16 protein-coding genes and 1 tRNA gene are annotated in these 19,040 nt (G+C 47.5%); 6 read left to right on the forward strand and 11 right to left on the reverse strand.

Annotated features, from left to right (window positions below):
* Nucleotides 1-2: 2 nt before the first annotated feature.
* The gene (groL, locus tag Q1A54_RS07175) at nt 3-1,640 is read left to right on the forward strand and encodes a chaperonin GroEL (protein WP_299986259.1); all 1,638 of its coding nucleotides are present in this window, start codon (nt 3-5) and stop codon (nt 1,638-1,640) included.
* A gap of 143 nt (nt 1,641-1,783) precedes the next feature.
* On the opposite strand, the gene Q1A54_RS07180 is transcribed toward groL, so the two are convergent.
* From Q1A54_RS07180 to Q1A54_RS07190, 3 genes are all read right to left on the reverse strand, one after another.
* The gene (locus Q1A54_RS07180) at nt 1,784-2,422 is read right to left on the reverse strand and encodes a hypothetical protein (protein WP_299986261.1); all 639 of its coding nucleotides are present in this window, start codon (nt 2,420-2,422) and stop codon (nt 1,784-1,786) included.
* Between the two features lie 84 nt (nt 2,423-2,506).
* Nucleotides 2,507-3,061 (reverse strand): hypothetical protein, encoded by a 555-nt coding sequence (locus Q1A54_RS07185; protein ID WP_299986263.1) that lies wholly within the window; start codon nt 3,059-3,061, stop codon nt 2,507-2,509.
* A gap of 214 nt (nt 3,062-3,275) precedes the next feature.
* Nucleotides 3,276-4,862: a peptide MFS transporter gene (locus Q1A54_RS07190; protein ID WP_196114990.1), complete on the reverse strand. Its 1,587-nt coding sequence runs from the start codon at nt 4,860-4,862 to the stop codon at nt 3,276-3,278.
* Between the two features lie 213 nt (nt 4,863-5,075).
* Between Q1A54_RS07190 and pckA the strand changes: the two genes are divergently transcribed.
* The 3 genes from pckA to Q1A54_RS07205 all read left to right on the forward strand — a co-directional run bounded on the left by pckA (nt 5,076) and on the right by Q1A54_RS07205 (nt 8,230).
* A complete protein-coding gene (gene pckA, locus Q1A54_RS07195) occupies nt 5,076-6,692 on the forward strand; it encodes a phosphoenolpyruvate carboxykinase (ATP) (protein WP_299986266.1) in 1,617 nt (538 codons plus the stop codon).
* Between the two features lie 137 nt (nt 6,693-6,829).
* On the forward strand, nt 6,830-7,546 hold the full coding sequence (locus Q1A54_RS07200; RefSeq protein ID WP_007659294.1) for a 16S rRNA (uracil(1498)-N(3))-methyltransferase: 717 nt from the start codon (nt 6,830-6,832) through the stop codon (nt 7,544-7,546).
* A gap of 18 nt (nt 7,547-7,564) precedes the next feature.
* Nucleotides 7,565-8,230, forward strand: coding sequence for a DUF4159 domain-containing protein (locus tag Q1A54_RS07205; RefSeq protein ID WP_299986269.1), 666 nt, complete (start codon nt 7,565-7,567; stop codon nt 8,228-8,230).
* Between the two features lie 91 nt (nt 8,231-8,321).
* Here Q1A54_RS07205 and Q1A54_RS07210 read toward each other — a convergent pair whose 3' ends face one another.
* Nucleotides 8,322-8,870 carry a hypothetical protein gene (locus Q1A54_RS07210; protein WP_299986271.1) on the reverse strand — a complete coding sequence of 183 codons (549 nt, stop codon included), beginning with the start codon at nt 8,868-8,870 and terminating at the stop codon, nt 8,322-8,324.
* 141 nt (nt 8,871-9,011) lie between these two features.
* Between Q1A54_RS07210 and smc the strand changes: the two genes are divergently transcribed.
* Nucleotides 9,012-12,554: a chromosome segregation protein SMC gene (gene smc / locus Q1A54_RS07215; protein ID WP_299986273.1), complete on the forward strand. Its 3,543-nt coding sequence runs from the start codon at nt 9,012-9,014 to the stop codon at nt 12,552-12,554.
* Nucleotides 12,555-12,634: 80 nt separating this feature from the next.
* Here smc and Q1A54_RS07220 read toward each other — a convergent pair whose 3' ends face one another.
* The 6 genes from Q1A54_RS07220 to Q1A54_RS07245 form a co-directional block, all read right to left on the reverse strand.
* Nucleotides 12,635-12,979, reverse strand: coding sequence for an MmcQ/YjbR family DNA-binding protein (locus tag Q1A54_RS07220; protein ID WP_299986274.1), 345 nt, complete (start codon nt 12,977-12,979; stop codon nt 12,635-12,637).
* A 25-nt stretch (nt 12,980-13,004) separates the two neighbouring features.
* On the reverse strand, nt 13,005-13,556 hold the full coding sequence (locus Q1A54_RS07225; RefSeq protein WP_196114996.1) for a 1-acyl-sn-glycerol-3-phosphate acyltransferase: 552 nt from the start codon (nt 13,554-13,556) through the stop codon (nt 13,005-13,007).
* A gap of 93 nt (nt 13,557-13,649) precedes the next feature.
* Nucleotides 13,650-14,186, reverse strand: a complete 537-nt coding sequence (locus tag Q1A54_RS07230) for a hypothetical protein (protein ID WP_196114997.1) — start codon at nt 14,184-14,186, stop codon at nt 13,650-13,652.
* Between the two features lie 232 nt (nt 14,187-14,418).
* Complete coding sequence (locus tag Q1A54_RS07235; RefSeq protein ID WP_299986278.1) at nt 14,419-15,189, reverse strand: patatin-like phospholipase family protein; 771 nt, start codon at nt 15,187-15,189, stop codon at nt 14,419-14,421.
* Nucleotides 15,189-16,031 carry an MBL fold metallo-hydrolase gene (locus Q1A54_RS07240; RefSeq protein ID WP_299986280.1) on the reverse strand — a complete coding sequence of 281 codons (843 nt, stop codon included), beginning with the start codon at nt 16,029-16,031 and terminating at the stop codon, nt 15,189-15,191. The genes Q1A54_RS07235 and Q1A54_RS07240 overlap by 1 nt, the downstream gene beginning before the upstream one ends.
* A gap of 199 nt (nt 16,032-16,230) precedes the next feature.
* Entirely contained in the window at nt 16,231-17,181 is a 951-nt protein-coding gene (locus tag Q1A54_RS07245) for an acetyl-CoA carboxylase carboxyltransferase subunit alpha (protein ID WP_299986283.1), read from the reverse strand.
* 223 nt (nt 17,182-17,404) lie between these two features.
* Here Q1A54_RS07245 and Q1A54_RS07250 point away from each other — a divergent pair.
* Nucleotides 17,405-17,478, forward strand: a tRNA-Asp gene (locus Q1A54_RS07250).
* Between the two features lie 424 nt (nt 17,479-17,902).
* Here Q1A54_RS07250 and gmd read toward each other — a convergent pair.
* Complete coding sequence (gene gmd / locus Q1A54_RS07255) at nt 17,903-19,015, reverse strand: GDP-mannose 4,6-dehydratase (protein ID WP_299986285.1); 1,113 nt, start codon at nt 19,013-19,015, stop codon at nt 17,903-17,905.
* Nucleotides 19,016-19,040 lie beyond the last annotated feature (25 nt).

Below are 19,040 nucleotides of genomic sequence, written 5' to 3' on the forward strand. Positions count from 1 at the left end.
CTATGGCTAAGAACATCACATTTGATGCTGACGCTCGCCACAAAATTAAGTCTGGCGTTGACAAACTGGCAAATGCTGTAAAAGTTACCTTGGGCCCTAAAGGTCGCAACGTAATCATCGATAAGAAATTTGGTGCCCCTACGATCACAAAAGACGGTGTATCTGTAGCGAAAGAGATTGAGCTGAAAGACGCGATCGAAAACATGGGCGCTCAGCTGGTAAAAGAGGTTGCCTCTAAAACAGCTGACCAGGCAGGTGACGGTACGACTACTGCTACTGTACTAGCCCAGGCTATCTACACAGCCGGTATCAAGAACGTAGCGGCTGGTGCCAACCCAATGGACCTTAAGCGTGGTATCGACAAGGCGGTGCACGCTGTAGTAGAGAACCTGCGTTCACAGTCTAAGAAAATCGAGAACTCTTCTGAGATCGCTCAGGTGGGTACTATCTCTGCCAACAACGACGCTGAGATCGGTAAGATGATTGCCGACGCGATGGACAAGGTTGGTAAAGACGGTGTGATCACTGTAGAGGAAGCAAAAGGTACTGAAACTGAGGTAAAGACTGTAGAAGGTATGCAGTTTGACCGTGGTTACCTGTCTCCTTACTTCGTAACCAACCCAGAGAAGATGGAAGCAGAGTTTGACAACCCTTACATCCTGATCTACGACAAGAAAGTGTCTACCATGAAAGAACTGCTTCCTGTATTGGAGCAAGTGGTTCAGACTGGTAAAGGTCTTGTGATCGTTTCTGAAGATGTGGACGGCGAAGCGCTTGCTACACTGGTAGTAAACAAACTGCGTGGCTCCTTGAAGATCGCTGCTGTGAAAGCTCCTGGCTTTGGTGACCGCAGAAAAGCCATGCTGGAAGACATCGCTATTCTGACAGGTGGTACTGTAATCTCTGAAGAGCGCGGTTACAAACTGGAGAACGCTACCCTGGACTACCTCGGTCAGGCAGAGAAAGTGATCATCGACAAGGACAACACTACCATCGTGAATGGTGCTGGCCAGAAAGATGATATCGTAGCTCGCGTAAACCAAATCAAGGCTCAGATGGAAACAACTACATCTGACTACGACAAAGAGAAACTACAGGAGCGTCTTGCCAAGCTTTCTGGTGGTGTTGCCATCCTTTACATCGGTGCTTCTACTGAAGTAGAGATGAAAGAGAAGAAAGACCGTGTAGACGATGCATTGCATGCAACAAGAGCTGCCGTTGAAGAAGGTATCGTAGCCGGTGGTGGCGTAGCCCTGATCCGTGCGCTGGACGCCCTGAACAACGTGGACGTATACAACGCTGACGAGCAGACAGGTGTAAGTATCATCAAAACTGCGCTTGAGTCTCCGCTTCGCACGATCGTAGCCAACGCCGGTGGCGAAGGTTCAGTAGTGGTGCAGGCGGTACGTGAAGGCAAGGCTGATTACGGTTACAATGCCCGCGACGACAAGTACGAGAACATGTTTGCGGCCGGTATCATCGACCCAACTAAAGTAACTCGTCTGGCGCTTGAGAACGCTGCTTCTATCGCTGGTCTGCTACTTACAACTGAGTGTGTAGTATCAGAAGAGCCTTCTGAAGAAGGTAGCGCTCCTGCTGGCATGCCAGGTGGCATGGGCGGTATGGGTGGCATGATGTAATCGACTCCCAAAGATTGAATTTAACAAAGCCCCGGGCCTTTTGGTCCGGGGCTTTGTGTTTATGTTGCTTTTTATTCTAAATTTATGTTAAAACCGAAGTCATCTAATTTAACATTTTGTGCTTGGTAAGGCATTTGCACAGTCTATAAATCTCGGATTCGGATGGTAATATCGTGTGGTGCTGTTTCATCACCACCAAAATAAGGATAAAGCATATACCCACTCCCTTGCCCACTACAACTTCTTGGCAAACTGACATTTACGCCATTAACGCTAAACAAATAGCTTTGACTAAGCAAACTGAGTTCGTAGGTATAGGGTTTGTCGAGATCGACAGATGTGATGTACTGATACGACCACTTGCCTCCATTGTAAACATATCCTAGAATTTCGAGTCTGTTGTTATACCAGCGCCAACCAAATCGGGCACTATTGGTTTGGTGTAGGCTTCCGCAATCGGACATACCATACAGCTTATTGATATCTGCCTGATTATTGGCCAGTATGGTAGTATATACAGCCGATTTATCAAAGACAGCCTCAAAACGGAGAAAACTTGTTTTTACACTTCTATAGGAACTTGTAGAAGAATGCTGACCTTTGCGAATAATGTATGTAGTATAAGTAATCGGTTTACCTTTTTTTGCGTCTGCTGTATGCACAGGAGCTGCTAGAGTTGTATCCTGCCTAGGTATAGGTTGCTCTGAGCGATCACATGATATTGTTAATGTAAGAACCAAACCAATAGCACAGAGTTGTAAAACTGCTTTTTTATTCCCCATACCCTATCTATTTAAATAAAACATTAGGTCAATTAATTATACGACATCCATAAAAATAGGTAAAAATGTTATTAGAATAATTAATTACAATTCTCTGATCTTAATCGTGACATCATGTGGTGCCGTTTCATCTCCCCCAAAGTATGGGTATAGCTGGTAGTGGCTGCTAGCTGTAGCGCAGTTACGCGGCAGTGTGATTTGCGTGTCGTTTACCTTAAAAGTATACACCTTCTCTCCCATCTCTAATTCATACCTGTTCGTCTGGCCGGGTTGTACTGAAGCAATATAGGCTGTGTTGCGCTGCTTGTTGCTATAGGTATAGGCGTGAATCTCCAGACGGTTATTGTACCAGCGCCAGCCAAAACGGGCACTGTTGGTGTGGTGGTCTGTATCGCAGTCTGACAGGCCATACAGTTTATTAATGTCTGCCTGGTTGTTAGGTATAGCTGTGGTGTAAATGGCTGAGCTGTCAAAAGCCGCTTCAAAACGGATGATGGAAGCTTGGACAAACCTGAACTGGCTGTTGGTGGCGTGTTCGCCTTTCTTGATAGTATACGTGGTGACTGGCGGCTCCGGAGTGGGAGGATCAGTTTCCGTAATGGCAGTTGTTTCTACCTCACAGGAGGTGGCAATAAGCAATAGGACGGCAGCTGAAAAAAGATGCCTGAATAAGAAATGCATGGAAATTGTAAAATGGCTAAAAGTCGAAATTCATAAATAGCAGCAAATAATTAAATATCAAGCATATTTAGCGTATTTTCAGAATTTTTCGCAATATCACAAATTGTACTATAAAAACAAAGAGCCCGCACTAGTTAAAGTGCGGGCTCTTTTGAATACTATATTCTGCAGATTAGTGAATGCCGTGCATCCACTTGCGCATGATCGGAGTCAGCAACAGGGCAAGCACCGCGAATCCGAAGGCCACATAGGCGATTTGTTCAAACACGCCAGTGTATACCATTAAGGATGCCATACCTGTGGCAGCTTCGCCTTCACCACCGCTCACAGCAGTCAGCTTAGCGATAAGGCCAGCGATGTAGTGCGCGAAAGAAGATGACAGGAACCAGATACCCATGATGAAGGCCACGATCTTCTTAGGAGAAAGCTCCGTTACTTTAGAAAGACCAACAGGTGATACGAATAGCTCACCAGTTGTGATGAACATATAGCCCAGGATCAGGAACCAGATCGACACTCTGCCTTCCGCATCAGCATAGTTGGCGCTCCAGGCGAAGATCAGGAAGCCCAAACCAAGCTGTGCTATACCTAAGGCAAATTTTACAGGCGTGAATGGGTTTACACGACGTTTGGAAAGGAACACCCACATAGCTGAGAACGGCAGTGCAAACAGGATGATAAAGAATGGGTTGATCGAGTTGGTCTGCGCCGCATTCATGAACGTCAGGTTCACGTTACGCTCGGCAAACAGGGTAAGAGAAGAACCTGCCTGCTCAAAGAATGACCAGAACACTGTGATGAAGAATGTCAACAGGATTACCACAAAAAGGCGCTGACGCTCTACACTGTCCACCTTCACCAGGTTGTAAATCAACACAAGCGTGATAACTGGAAGCAGGATGTAGTTCATCACGATGTGCATGATGGAACCGTCGAATACCGTCTCACCGAAACCTGGCAGATCCAGTGTACCATTGTACAGGAGGAGACCGAAAACAGGAAGTGACAGGAAGCTGAGGATTGTTACCCATGCCTCTTTTGTTACACCTGCTACACGCTCTTTAATAACAGCTGGCTCCGGCGGAAGCCCGTTGTTACCAAACACGCCGCTACGTCCACCTTGCCAGAACATCACCAGACCGAGCAACATACCGATACCGGCAGCGCCGAAACCATAATGCCAGCCATATTCCATGCCTAACCAGCCGCAAACAAGCGGGGCTACCATCGCACCGATGTTGATACCCATGTAGAAAATGGTGAAACCAGCATCGCGGCGCGTATCGCCTTCTCTGTAAAGCGTGCCTACAAGCGTTGAAATATTCGGTTTGAAAAAGCCGTTACCTACAATCAAAAGAGCAAGAGAACCGTAGAAGAATACAGGATGTTCGATCGCGAGTGCGAAGTGTCCAAGCGCCATCAAAACGGCACCCAGCATGATCGCTTTACGATAGCCGAGTAATTTATCGGCGATCATACCGCCAATTACAGGAGTAGCATAAACTAAGGCGCCATAAGCTGCGTAGATACCAATTGCAATCTCATCGCGATTCGCAAATGACTCAAACAGGTTGTTCACCATGTATAACACCAACAGGGCGCGCATACCATAAAAGCTAAAGCGCTCCCAGAGCTCGGCAAAGAAAAGGTAGAACAGTCCCTTCGGATGCCCGAACATCTCTGGGCCGGTCGGGTCAGCGCCAATCGGTGCATTTTGCTCACTTACCTGGTCAGTAAGCGTATGTTCTTTATAAGACATAGGATTTGTTAGTTGATTGTTTAGTTTAGTTGAGCATACAAAGAAGGTAAATATATCGGTTTAAACACTTACAGACAAATATTTTTTGGGGCAACGCCATTTGCAGACCTCTTTTTTAATTATAGCGACTAATCTTATTTTAATATCTAATATTTTATATTTTTGTAGCACCGTTGTGAAACAAACAGTTCACTTAAAACCCTTTATTTTCAAATGAAAGAATCTGGTATTAAATCAGGTACAGTAGGTCTGGAGAGCCTGGGCATCAAAGAAGCTAAAGAAGTGCTTTGGAACCTCACTCCTGCCGAGCTAGTGGAAGAGGCTCTGAAAAATGGCGAAGGCGTACTCACTGACACTGGCGCCCTGATGTGTGACACAGGCAAATTCACAGGTCGTTCTCCTAAGGACCGCTTTGTGGTAAAAGACGCCAAAACCGAAAAAACCGTATGGTGGGGCGACATCAACATTGCGTTCGACCCTGAGAAGTTCGACAGACTCTACGACAAAATGATCGACTTCCTGAAGGATCGTCGACTTTATGTGCGCGATGCTTATGCCGGTGCTCACCCTGACTACCGTCTGAACCTGCGCATTGTAAACACACAAGCATGGCATAACCTCTTCTGCAACAACATGTTCTTGCGTTTGGAGAAAGAAGAGCTTAAAGACCACAATCCAAACTTCACGATCATCTGTGCCCCTGAGTTTGAGGCTGATCCTGAAGTAGATGGAACACGCCAGTCTAACTTCGCCATCATCAACTTTACCCGCAACATCATCCTGATCGGTGGTACTGGCTATGCAGGTGAGATGAAGAAAGGTATCTTCGGCGTGCTGAACTACATCCTGCCTGAGGAGAAGAATACATTATCGATGCACTGCTCTGCCAACGTGGGCAAAGACGGTGACACGGCAATTTTCTTCGGTCTGTCAGGTACAGGTAAGACAACGCTGTCAGCTGACCCTAACCGTGGTCTGATCGGTGACGACGAGCACGGCTGGACAACAGACAGTGTATTCAACTTTGAAGGTGGTTGCTACGCCAAAGTAATTGACCTGACACGTGAGAAAGAGCCACAGATCTGGGATGCCATTAAGTTTGGCGCTATCGTGGAGAACACACGCTTTATAGAAAACACGCGTACAGTTGACTATACGAACAATTCTGTAACAGAGAACACGCGTACAGCCTATCCGATCCATCACATTGACAATGCGATCGAGCCATCAAGAGCTGATATCCCGAAAAACATCTTCTTCCTGACAGCAGATGCTTTCGGTGTACTGCCTCCGATCTCTAAACTGAACACTAGCCAGGCTATGTACCACTTCATATCTGGTTACACTGCCAAGGTGGCCGGTACTGAAGTTGGCGTAACGGAACCACAGACTACTTTCTCTGCCTGCTTTGGCGCAGCCTTCCTACCGCTGCACCCAACCAAGTATGCCGAGATGCTGGGCCAGAAAATGAACGAGAACAACGTGAACGTATGGCTCGTGAACACTGGCTGGACTGGCGGTCCTTACGGTGTAGGCTCACGCATGAAACTCCCTTATACACGTGCTATGATCACGGCTGCTCTTAACGGTGAGCTGGATAACGTGGAGTACACGAAGCATCCTGTGTTTGGCGTTGAAATGCCGAATAGCTGCCCTAACGTTCCAGACGAAGTATTGAATCCTCGTAATACCTGGGCTAACAAAGAGCAGTATGATGCCAAGGCAACAGACCTTGCTGCTAAGTTTGTGAAAAACTTCAGCAAGTACGCTGACTTTGCGAGCGAAGACATCATGGCCGGTGCACCTCAGGTGGAAGTATCGATCGACTAGTTCGTCTAAACAAGATAAAAAAAGCCTTTCTGCTAAAGCGGAAAGGCTTTTTTTTATGAAATTGAATCTGTTTCCTTGTTATAAAATTACCTACATTCGTATACCTTTATCTGGCATCGAAACCAACTGAAACTACTGTGCACTTATTCTATACCCCTGACATCAATTCCGAAATTTATACCTTGGCTGAAGATGAATCAAAGCATTGCACGCGTGTGCTGCGGCTTCATCAGGGGGATACGGTATACCTGGTAGACGGACGAGGCGGCATGTATACGGCCATTATTCAGGATGCGCACCAGAAGCGCTGTCAGCTGCAAATAATAGACAAGCAGCTCGAGTATGGCAAACTCCCCTACTATGTGCACATCGCAGTGGCCCCTACCAAAAACATGGACCGGATCGAGTGGTTTGTAGAGAAAGCCGTAGAGATCGGTGTTAGCGCCATTACCTTTCTGGAATGTGAGCATTCAGAGCGTAAACAACTTCGATTAGATCGCATCGAGAAAATAGCTGTCAGTGCTATGAAGCAGTCCCAGAAAGGGTACCTTCCCTTATTGAATGAGCTGACACCATACCAGCATTTTATCAAATCCTGCATACCGGAAGATACCTTTATAGCGCACCTGGAAGACGATGCTACCAAATCAATCAGGGACTACTACAGACCAGACAGACAGCATTGCATACTAATCGGTCCGGAAGGAGACTTCTCACCTAAGGAAATAAAGGCTGCCTATGATCTAGGTATAAGGCCTGTTACGCTGGGTCAGAGCAGGTTGAGGACCGAGACGGCCGCCTTGGTCGCTTGCCATACTTTGCACGTACTACATGATATTTACGCCCCGTTATAAACTTAAGAAAATCGATACATGAAGCGCACCCTCCTCTTCCTATACCTTGTCCTGCTTTGTGGCTCGCTGGGCGCACAGCAAAAGTACAGCTTTAAAATAGCCAAGCTCAAGTATAACGGCGGCGGAGACTGGTATGCGAACAAAACCTCTTTGCCAAACCTGATCAGGTTCTGCAATCAGAATCTGAACATGAACATCGCGCCCGAAGAAAGTATAGTAGAGGTCGGGAGTCCGGAGCTTTTCAGCTATCCCTTTGTGCACATGACAGGACACGGAAATGTGGTGTTCTCTGATGCCGATGCGCAGAATCTTCGCAACTACCTGACGAGCGGAGGCTTCCTGCACATCGATGACAATTATGGGCTGGACCAGTACATCCGCAAAGAAATGAAGAAAGTGTTTCCTGAGTACGAATTCGTAGAGCTACCTTTTGACCACCCGATCTACAGTCAGAAATATGTCTTCAAGAATGGCTTGCCGAAGATACATGAACATGACAACAAGCCGCCACAGGGCTTCGGTATCATCCACAAAGGCAGGTTAGTGTGCTTTTACAGCTATGAAACAGACTTAGGAAACGGCTGGGAGGATGCAGAGGTACACAATGATCCAGAAAATAAAAGGCAGGAAGCACTTCAGATGGGAGCCAACATTCTGGCTTATGCCCTCACACAGTATTTGTAGGGAATTTCTATAGGTATAGTCTTGCTAATCGGTTTTATCTTACTAAGCAGTAAGCGTGAATTACATTCCTACTTTATAGCTTAAGGAAGCACTAGTACTGCTTCCTGTTGAATATCTCAGAAAGAATAAACGCCTGACGAACGGACTGCGGATTGTGCAAAAGTTGAGCATATACATTAGGTACCGCTACCCGTTCCTGCTTCTTGGCTTCATACAGGGCATCAGCGGCTGCAATGCGCTCTTTTCTTTGCTGGTTGTAAAGTCGGGCATGCTCCGGATTTTCCAGTGACAAAGCCCGCTTCGGCTCCCGTTCCTTGGCGGTGGGTTGCATAACCGGCTGCAGTACTGGCTTTGGCTGCTCTACAGGCGCCCTGTTTTTCTCATTGGCACGCTCCATTTTGCTCTGCATCTCCCGCAGAATGTCCTCAAACGAAGTAGCTGGTGCCGAGGGTCTTTGCTGGCGGGGCTGTGTTTGTGCCGTAGGCATGGGCCGAGGGGCTTGACGCTCCTGTGGCGGTTGTTCCTGGGGTGCAGCCGGCCTGCCATCATCGTCCGGCGTGTTGAAGGCTTTGCGCCAGGCCGTGTAGATGAAATAAGCCACAATGGCCAATATGTATAGAATCAGTTTAAAATCTTCCATGCTGTCAGTCTCTTATCAAATATAGCAGAAATAATGTATTCCGTCTGCATACTTCCTGCATATTTATACTGTTCCCTTGCGTCATGGTAAACAAATTAGTCTTATTTTTGAGTTTGGTTTGAATAGATTCCGCTGACGCGAATGCAAGTATCAAGATTAGAAATTAAAGGATTCAAGAGCTTTGGCGACCGTGTCGTCATTAATTTTGATGAAGGTATCACAGGTATAGTTGGCCCAAATGGCTGCGGCAAGTCCAACATTGTCGATGCCATACGTTGGGTGTTAGGAGAGCAAAAGACGCGTAACCTGCGATCTGACAAAATGGAGAACGTCATCTTCAACGGCTCCAAAACCCGCAAGCCGGTGCAGATGGCCGAGGTGTCCATCACTTTCGACAACAACAAGGGCATCCTCCCTACCGAGTACTCCCAGGTAACCGTTACCCGTAAGTATTATCGCAACGGTGACAGCGAGTACATGCTCAACGGCGTTACCTGCCGCCTCAAAGATATCAATGAACTCTTCCTCGACACAGGTATAGGATCCGACAGCTATGCCATCATCGAGCTCAAGATGGTGGACGAGATCCTGAACGACAAGGAGAACTCCCGCCGACTGTTGTTCGAAGAAGCTGCCGGTATCTCTAAGTTCCGTGTTCGCAAAAAGCAGACGCTGAAGAAGCTGGAAGAAACTGACGCTGACCTGGAACGTGTGGAAGACGTGCTGTTCGAGATTGGCAAGAACATGAAAACGTTGGAGCGTCAGGCAAAACAGGCCATTAAGTACTTCCAGTTAAAGGATGACTATAAGAAATTCAGCCTGGAATATGCCCGCCGCAACATCAACCAGTATCAGCAAACATTGGAGCGCCTGGACCAGGATGTACAGCGTGAGACGGAGTTGAAAGAGGGTTATGTGCTGGCTGTAACAGAAGCTGAAGACGCCATAGCCGACCAGAAAGCCGAACTGAACCTGACACAGGAGCAACTGGCCGAGATGCAGAAAACCATGCAGGTTCAGACTGCTAAACTGCGCCAGCTGGAGAATGATATAAAACTCAAATCAGAGCGCAGCAATTTCCTGAAGGAGCGCATGACGCAGCTGCGCCAGCAGATCAGTCAGGACACGGCCAACCTGGAGCATACACAGGAAAGCATTGTAGAGCTGCGCGATGAACTGATACAGGTACAGGACAGCTTTGCAGGTGCCGAAGAGCAGGTGAATGCCTTAAAAGAGCAACTGCAGGAGGCCAATGAGCAGAAGTTCAGCTTGCAGGAGGCATTTCAGGAACTGACCCAGGAACAGCGCAGCAAGCAGAATGCCGTTTTTCAACTGAACAAATCGCTTGAGATTAGCCAGGTACAGATCCAGAACCTGACGCAGGACCTGGAGCAACTTCGTCAACAACAACTTACTGCTGAAGAAGACGCAGGCGTGCTGCAGGAGCAACTACAAGAGGCGCAGGCTGAACTAGAGGAAAAGACCTCTTCCATGGTGAGCCTACAGGCCAGAGAAGAGTCGCTGCTGCAAAACATTGAGAAAACAGAAACTGATATAGAGGGGCTTAAAGAGCAGCTGGTAGCGCTGAACAGAAAGCGTGACGCTCGTCAGAACCAGTACAACCTGACCAAATCGCTGGTCGAGAACATGGAAGGTTTTCCGGAGGCGATCAAGTACCTGGCCCAGTCCGATGACTGGAACAAACCGGCTCCTCTCCTATCGGATATCATCGTATGTGAGCCTGAGTACAAGTCGCTTATCGAAAGCTACCTGGAGCCTTACATGAACTTCTTTGTGGTTGATGAGCTGCAGGATGCTGTGGAAGCAATCGCACTGCTCAAGCAGCACAACAAAGGTCGCGCAAACTTCATCATCCTCTCCGAGATCGAAGAATTAGAGCCAACCGCAACCTTTAGCGACGGTGACTTGAAAGCAGCTTTTGAGGTAACGAAAGCTGACAAAAAATATAGTAGCCTGCTTAAGTACATGCTGCGCAATGTATATATCAGTGACGAATCCGAGGAGGACTTCTCAGCAGAGGATTACCGTACGATCATCCTAAAAGACGGATCTGCTATTAAGAAGCCATTGAGCTTGTCAGGTGGTTCGGTAGGCTTGTTTGACGGCAGTCGCTTAGGCCGCAAGCAAAACCTGGAGCAGCTGGCCGAAGAACTCGAGCAACTGCAGCAGGAAGTGGAATTGATGCAGAGCCGTATCAACGCACAGCAACAGATCCTGCTTAACTACCGCAGCGAGTCTCAGAAAGATGCGATCAAGCAGCTCGAAAAAGAAGTTGCCAAACTACAACAGGACCTGCTCACAGTTCGCATCAAAAACGAGCAGCACCAGCAGAACCGCAAAAACTTCGATCAGAAGCAGCAGGAACTGCAGCAGCGCCTCGACGACCTCTACGTGCAGAGTCAGCAGGTATCGCCGCAGGCGGAGGAGGATATGCAGGAACTGAAGCAGTTGGAGGAGCAATTGGCAGTGCTTAACTCGCAGATCAACCAGCAGCAAGAGCAGATCACGGTGATCTCGGGGATGTATAACCAGGAGAACATTCAGTTCCACCAGCTCAAAAACCGCTTTGGCTCCCTGCAGCAGGAAATCAGTTACAAGCAGAAAACAGTAGAGACCAACCAGGAGCGCATAGCCGGCCTACGTCAGGAGCTCCAGAAATCCGAAGAAGAAACGGTTGAAGCAACGGACTTCATTGAAGAGAACGAGGCACTGGTGCAGACCATGGTGGAAGCCCGCCGTGAATTTGGTTACGAACTGGATGCCGTAGAGAAAAAATACTTTAGTCTGCGCGGTGAGTTGGATGAGAAGGACAAGACCATACGGGAGCTACAACGCAAGCGCCAGAACGCAGACGAACTTCTGATGCGCATGCAGCAGACCATCAATGATACGCGCATCAAGCTTGTATCGGTGCAGGAGCGTTTGGGAGCTGAATTCAATATTGCCACAGCAGAGTTGGAGCAGCCTATACCTGAAATGGAACACGATGGCTTGTTCCAATTGAGCAATGAGGAACTGAACAAGAACATCTCTGAAATCAAGTCGTCGCTCGACAGAATGGGGCCTGTGAATGCCATGGCAGCAGAGGCCTATGTCGAGATCGAGGAGCGAAACAGATTTATCACAGAGCAACGTGACGACCTTGTGAACGCCAAAAATGCGTTAATTGATACTATAAACGAGATCGATACCGTAGCGAAAGAGAAGTTCCTGTCTTCATTCAACGAGATCAAGCAGAACTTTATCCGGGTGTTCCGTAGCCTGTTTACGGAAGAAGATAACTGTGACCTGGTACTAACTGATCCAAAGAATCCACTGGACTCGCGCATTGAGATCATGGCACAGCCTAAAGGGAAGCGACCTCTGACTATCAACCAGTTGTCAGGTGGTGAGAAGACGTTGACAGCCATATCCCTCCTATTTGCGATCTACCTGCTCAAGCCGGCACCGTTCTGTATCTTCGACGAGGTGGATGCACCGCTGGATGATGCCAACATTGACAAGTTCAACAACATCATCCGCACTTTCTCCAACGAGTCGCAGTTCATTGTGGTAACACACAACAAGCGCACAATGGCCTCCACAGACGTGATGTATGGCATCACCATGATCGAGGCAGGTATATCACGGGTTATACCAGTGGATCTAAGGCAGATCGCCTAAAAAGCCACCTTATATAAAGCAGAAGAGCCGCTGATAATCAGCGGCTCTTCTGCTTTATAAATGGATTGAAACTATTGCTGTTAAGCGTCTATCTCTTTTTGCAACTTCTTTGTGAGTTTTGATTTCACCAGTTCATACGACTGTTTAACATAAGTTTCCCACTCCTGCATACTTAACCTCTCCCATGACTGTACCTGCACCCACTTGTTACGGGCCATGTAGGGGGCCGGGATTATACCTACAGAAGTTGAAAGTTCATCAAAATCTGCATCAGATACTTTGAAAGACACACTCGGAGCGCCTTCGAGGTTCGTGACACAAAACATTTTGCCACCAACCAGAAAGCATAGATCATTTCCCCACTTCACATCTTCCGTTACACCTTTCAGCCCCAGACAAAAGGTTCTTAGACTTTCTATGTTCATATGAAATTCAGCTTAATGCAACACATCACAGCACACCATTTTCAGGGAATTTGCCTTGCTTGGTTCGGTAAAAAGCTTTGATTTTCTCCAGATCTGCTTCTATATCACCCGTAGGGTAAATGGACGGTCCTATACCTGCTTCCTTCTTAGCATAATCGACATAACCTAGCACGATGGGCACACCGGCTCCTACTGCAACATGGTAAAAACCTAAGCGCCAGCGCGGTTGGTATTTGCGGGTGCCTTCCGGTGTTACGAGCACACACATATCGCCAGGTGTTTCCTTTATGATCTTGATCATGGCATCTACCATGCGCGTGTTCTTCGAACGGTCAATAGGCAAAGCGCCCATCGATTTGAGAAGACCGCCAAATGGGAATTTCATGAATTCCTTTTTGATCGTAAAACGGATGGGAGCCTCCATCATGTAAAATGCGGCACGGGCGTAAATGAAATCCCAGTTACTGGTATGAGGTGCGGCTACCATCACGCAACGGCGTTGGTCTGGAGCCAGGTTCCCGTTTAGTTTCCAGCCTGCAATTTTGAAGAGGAGTTTAGAGATTGCTTTTGCTAACATATAATAGGCTATAAAAAAATGCTAATCCATGACTCAAGCCGAGCAAATGGATTAGCATTTCAAATATAGTGTATTCTCAGTAAAAACAGAATCTTAGAGGGCGCGTTTAATCACATGTGATTTCTGGCGCAGTAAGTAAGCCTGCAAACCAAAGCCAATCATAGGGCCTAATTCGGTATAAGCTCTTCCGTCTCTGTCTACTTTGCGGAAGTAACGAACAGAAAGCACCGGCTCCAGGGAAAATTGCTTGTTAATGAAAAATGCATACCCGAGGCCTACTCCGCCCTCCAATGCTTTGTACTTGCGGTTTACATCATTAAAATTATTCAGCCCCGCCAGCATGGTCACCTCACCAAAGACACCGTTAAGCATGTAGTATCGGATAAAAGGACCAGCCAAAACGAAAGTTTCTCTACTTGGCTCCCGATCACTATCAGTCGCATCAGTGATCTTGTTACTCTGGTGCAGTACACTCAGATCGAGGCCAACAGCTAAGTCTTCCCGCACAAAATAGCCGTTCTTACTTCGCAGGTTAAAATCTATCCGGCGACCAGTAACTTCCTGTCCAGTATTGTTTAGTTCACTGGAGGTAACCTTGTAACTCCCTTGAAGGTTACCGCCTAACAACAAAGAGCCATGTTTTATTTTAGCTCTTATAAGTGAACTCTCATTTTCCTGGGCCCTAAGCGAAAAAACAGTAATAAAAAGTAGGGCTACAATAAGGATAAAGGTACGTTGTAGCATAGTAGAGTGGGGTTGTATATGCAGGATTTTACGATCAACACTAAAAATAGATTAAAAATTATCTTTTAATATTAACAGAATAACATCAGATAAAGAAATGTTTTTTCTGCTTACTCCGCTAGGTCGAAATAGTTACCTGCAATAACTCTTTTTTAATGCTCATCGTGTAGGTATAGCCGATCTCAAAAAGCTCATCCGCTTTACTGAAACTCATTAATCTGTAATGCTTTAGCGCGGGTGGTTCAATGAAATAATCACAGAGATGGCGTCGTAGTTGCACGTTGTTATTTATCGCAAGGTGAGCCGTCCGCTCAACCATGCTCCGAAGGCTGGTAATGCGTACATCGTGATTGAGGGGATTGCTGTGCACACCTATTTTAAAATCACACTTTCCTGTCAGGGCTTGCAAGGGCAGATTGTCCAGTAAACCGCCGTCATTGAGCAACATCCCCTCGTACTGTACCGGTCTGTAAAGGACAGGCACGGCAGAAGAGGCGATCAGGGGCTTGATCAGGTTTCCACTCGAAAAATTAACGGTTACACCGGCATGCATATCTGTTGCCCCTATAATGATAGGGATAGACAAGTCCTCGAAGGTGGCCTGATCACCCAGGTAGCGGTGGTAGAGCTTTTCCACCTCATCCAGGTGCAGGATGCCCACCTGCCCAATGGCCAGCCGCATGATGCGATAGATGCGCAGCTCCTTGATTAGACGCAGTGTGTCATCGGGGCTATAGCCGGCCGCATAGAACACGCCCACTATAGCGCCAGAACTCACTCCTGAAAGTATGGCTGGCTTTATACCTAATTCGTCAAAAGCCTTGAGTACACCCAAATGGGCAATGCCCCTGGCAGCGCCTCCCGAAAGTGCCAGCCCTATACGCTTCATTAAAGTTCGCTCAATGAGAAAGCTGTATCAAGCCTCACACCTTTCTCGGTGTGCTGCACAGTGCAGCATTCATTCACAGCGTCATGCTCCAGGTATAACACGAAGTTCTCGTCGGCTGCCATGTTCAGAAACCGGGCTTTCTCATCCAGTGTCAGCAGAGGGCGTGTGTCGTAACCCATGACATAAGGCAGTGGAATATGTCCAGTCGAGGGCAGCAGATCAGCCATGAAGGCCACTTTACGACCTTTGTAAGAGATGATTGGCACCATCATTTTATCGGTATGGCCGTCTGCATAAAAGATATCAAACTGCGGGAAAGGCGATGGTTTGTCGGGGTCTACGAACTGTAAATGCCCGCTCTCCTGCATCGGCATTATGTTTTCTTTTAAAAAAGACGCTTTCTCACGGGCATTCGGCTCTGTTGCCCATTTCCAGTGATCAGCATTTGACCAGTAGGTGGCATTCGGGAATACCAGTTCCAGGGACCTGTCGTTGTTTTTATATTTCACCCCACCGCCGCAGTGATCAAAATGCAGGTGCGACAGAAAGACATCAGTTATATCGCTGTGGGAAAAGCCAGCAGCATGGAGGGACTTTTCGAGTGTAGCGTCACCGTGCAGGTAGTAGTGACTATAAAACTTGGCATCCTGCTTGTCGCCAATGCCATTGTCGATCAGGATGAGACGGTCTCCGTCCTCGATTAACAGACAGCGCATCGCCCAGGTACATAAATTATTTTCATCGGCAGGATTAGTACGCTGCCACAGAGATTTGGGCACTACGCCAAACATGGCACCTCCGTCCAGCTTAAAAAATCCTGTATCGATCACGTGTAGTTTCATAATTCTATAGTGTTACAATGTTTAGGAGTTAGCATCGCAAGCACCGCTTTTTACTGCGGTATTTACAAATGGTTACTGTCATCTGCCTAAAGTTACCAAAACAAAAAGAGGTGGCAAAACCTCTGCAGGCTGCCACCTCTTATATATTTGCTATATGAGAAACCGATGTTCAGGAATCCTCAAAGTCTAAAACTAAAAATCAGCTTTCCAGAACCACGCCCATGGCAGAGAACTTTTCGATGCGCTGCATGATGCGGTCTTCAGGAGCTATACCGTCCAACTCATCCAGCATTTTGCAGATCTCCTTCTTGAGGGTACGCATCATTTTGTCTGGTTCTGTGTGCGCTCCACCTAGTGGTTCCTTGATAATTCCGTCAATCAGTTTGTGCTGCAGCATGTCGGTAGCTGTCAGTTTCAGTGCTTCGGCAGCCTGCTCTTTGTAATTCCAGCTGCGCCAGAGTATAGAGGAGCAAGACTCAGGCGATATCACAGAGTACCAGGTGTTCTCGAGCATCATGACACGGTCGCCGATTGCTATACCCAGCGCACCACCAGAGGCGCCCTCTCCTATAATGATACAGATCACCGGCACTTTCAGCATGAACATCTCTTTCAGGTTGCGGGCAATTGCCTCGCCCTGTCCACGTTCTTCCGCCTCCAGACCAGGAAAGGCACCCGGTGTATCGATGAAAGTAACGATCGGGCGACCAAACTTCTCAGCCATTTTCATGAGACGAAGCGCCTTACGATATCCTTCCGGGTTGGCCATACCAAAGTTGCGCATCTGGCGCTGCTTCGTGTTACGGCCTTTCTGCTGACCAATAAACATAATGCTGCGTCCATCTACTTCACCAAACCCACCTACCATGGCTTTGTCGTCGCTTACGGTACGATCACCGTGCAACTCCACGAATTTAGATGTTAAACCTGCAATATAATCCAGGGTATAGGGCCTGTCCGGGTGGCGGGAAAGCTGGACACGCTGCCAACGGGTCAAGTTGGCATAGGTCTCTTTCTTGAGCGTCTTTATCTTTTCTTCAAGCGCTTTGACTGCTTCCGAAACGTCTACCTGGCTTTCGCTGGCCAGTTTTTTCATTTCCTGCAGTTTGCCCTCCAGGGCCGCTATAGGTTGTTCAAAATCCAAAAGCATAATTCCTCATTGCTGATTGAAGCACAAATTTAATAGATTACAGTTACTGAATTGCCAATCTTCGAAAATTATCGTCTATTACAAAAAAAGAATATTTGGTTTTGAGCAAGTTACGTTTTTAAGGCAAAAATATAGCGCCAAAATATGTACCTACACTTGCAGAATCAAAATTTACCCTCTACATTTGTGACACTTTAACGGATAGCGTTATCGAAAAACATTTGGTCTGGTAGTTCAGTTGGTTAGAATGCCGCCCTGTCACGGCGGAGGTCGCGGGTTCGAGTCCCGTCCAGACCGCTTAAAAGCTCTTGTGAAAGCAAGGGCTTTTTGCGTTTATAGCCTCTCCCCTTCTACTGCCTATACCTATACCTATCCTATACCTATACCTATACCTATGTAGGTTCAAACAAATCGTGATCTATCGGCATTAACTCAAGCATTTCGACTCTTAGGAGAAATCGGGAGTGTTGAGAGAAAAATGAGATATTTCAGATTACTCATTTCATTCGAGGTAACAGTTTAATTCAATTTGAGTTTATACTTACTATACCTTGAGACACCTTCACATTACAAAGGAGCATCTAATAACTCAGCGTATAGATTAGCCTCAAAGCTGAATTAAATATCTTTTATAAAATAAATAAGGTATAACGCCAGAAAAACAAAAAAGGCAGCCCCGTTATACGGAACTGCCTTTTTCTTTGAGTGCTATAATACTGTATTACTCGTGGTAGTTCAGGATGCGGTGACCGCCTTCCATGAGATAAGTGTCGCGCTTGAAGAGCTCGATGTCGTTCTGCATCATGTCTTTTACCAGCGCCGGCAGGTCGTACTTCGGCGTCCAGCCCAGTTTCTCCTTCGACTTGGTCGCATCACCGATCAACAGCTCCACCTCAGTCGGACGGAAGTAATTCGGATCTACACATACCACCTCTTTGCCGATCTCGATCTGGTACTCCGGATTGTTGCAGGCGGCTACGTAGCCCTTCTCGTCCACGCCTTCGCCCTTGAACTCGATCTCGATGCCCACCTCGGCAAATGACATCTTCACAAAGTCACGCACAGTAGTGGTCACGCCGGTGGCAATCACGAAGTCCTCCGGCTCGTCCTGCTGCAGGATGCGCCACATAGCTTCTACGTAGTCCTTGGCATGGCCCCAGTCACGTTTGGCGTCCAGGTTACCCAGGTATAAGCCGTCCTGCAGACCCATCGCTATACGGGCGGCTGCGCGGGTGATCTTGCGCGTCACGAAGGTCTCGCCTCTAAGTGGTGATTCGTGGTTGAAGAGGATGCCGTTGCAAGCAAACATGCCATAAGCTTCGCGATAGTTCACCGTGATCCAGTAAGCGTAAAGCTTGGCCACTGCGTAAGGAGAGCGCGGGTAGAACGGCGTGGTCTCCGTCTGCGGTACGGCCTGCACCAGACCGTAGAGCTCTGAAGTGGAAGCCTGGTATACCTTTGTTTTGTTTGTCAGCCCCAGGATGCGGATGGCTTCGAGTATACGTAGTGTGCCCAAGCCGTCAGCATTGGCGGTATATTCTGGTGTGTCAAAGCTCACCTTCACGTGGCTCATAGCGGCCAGGTTGTAGATCTCGTCCGGCTGCGTTTCTTGGATGATACGGATCAGGTTGGTCGAGTCGGTCAGGTCACCGTAGTGGAGCTTGAAGTTGATGTTCTTCTCGTGTGGGTCCTGGTAGAGGTGATCGATGCGCTCTGTGTTGAACATCGAGCTACGGCGCTTCACACCGTGTACTTTATATCCTTTGCTCAGTAAAAGCTCCGCTAAGTAGGCACCGTCCTGTCCGGTTACGCCAGTGATAAGGGCTGTCTTCATGTGATATACTTGTTTAATGTAATTC

This window comes from uncultured Pontibacter sp. (assembly GCF_947502515.1).
Lineage (GTDB): Bacteria > Bacteroidota > Bacteroidia > Cytophagales > Hymenobacteraceae > Pontibacter.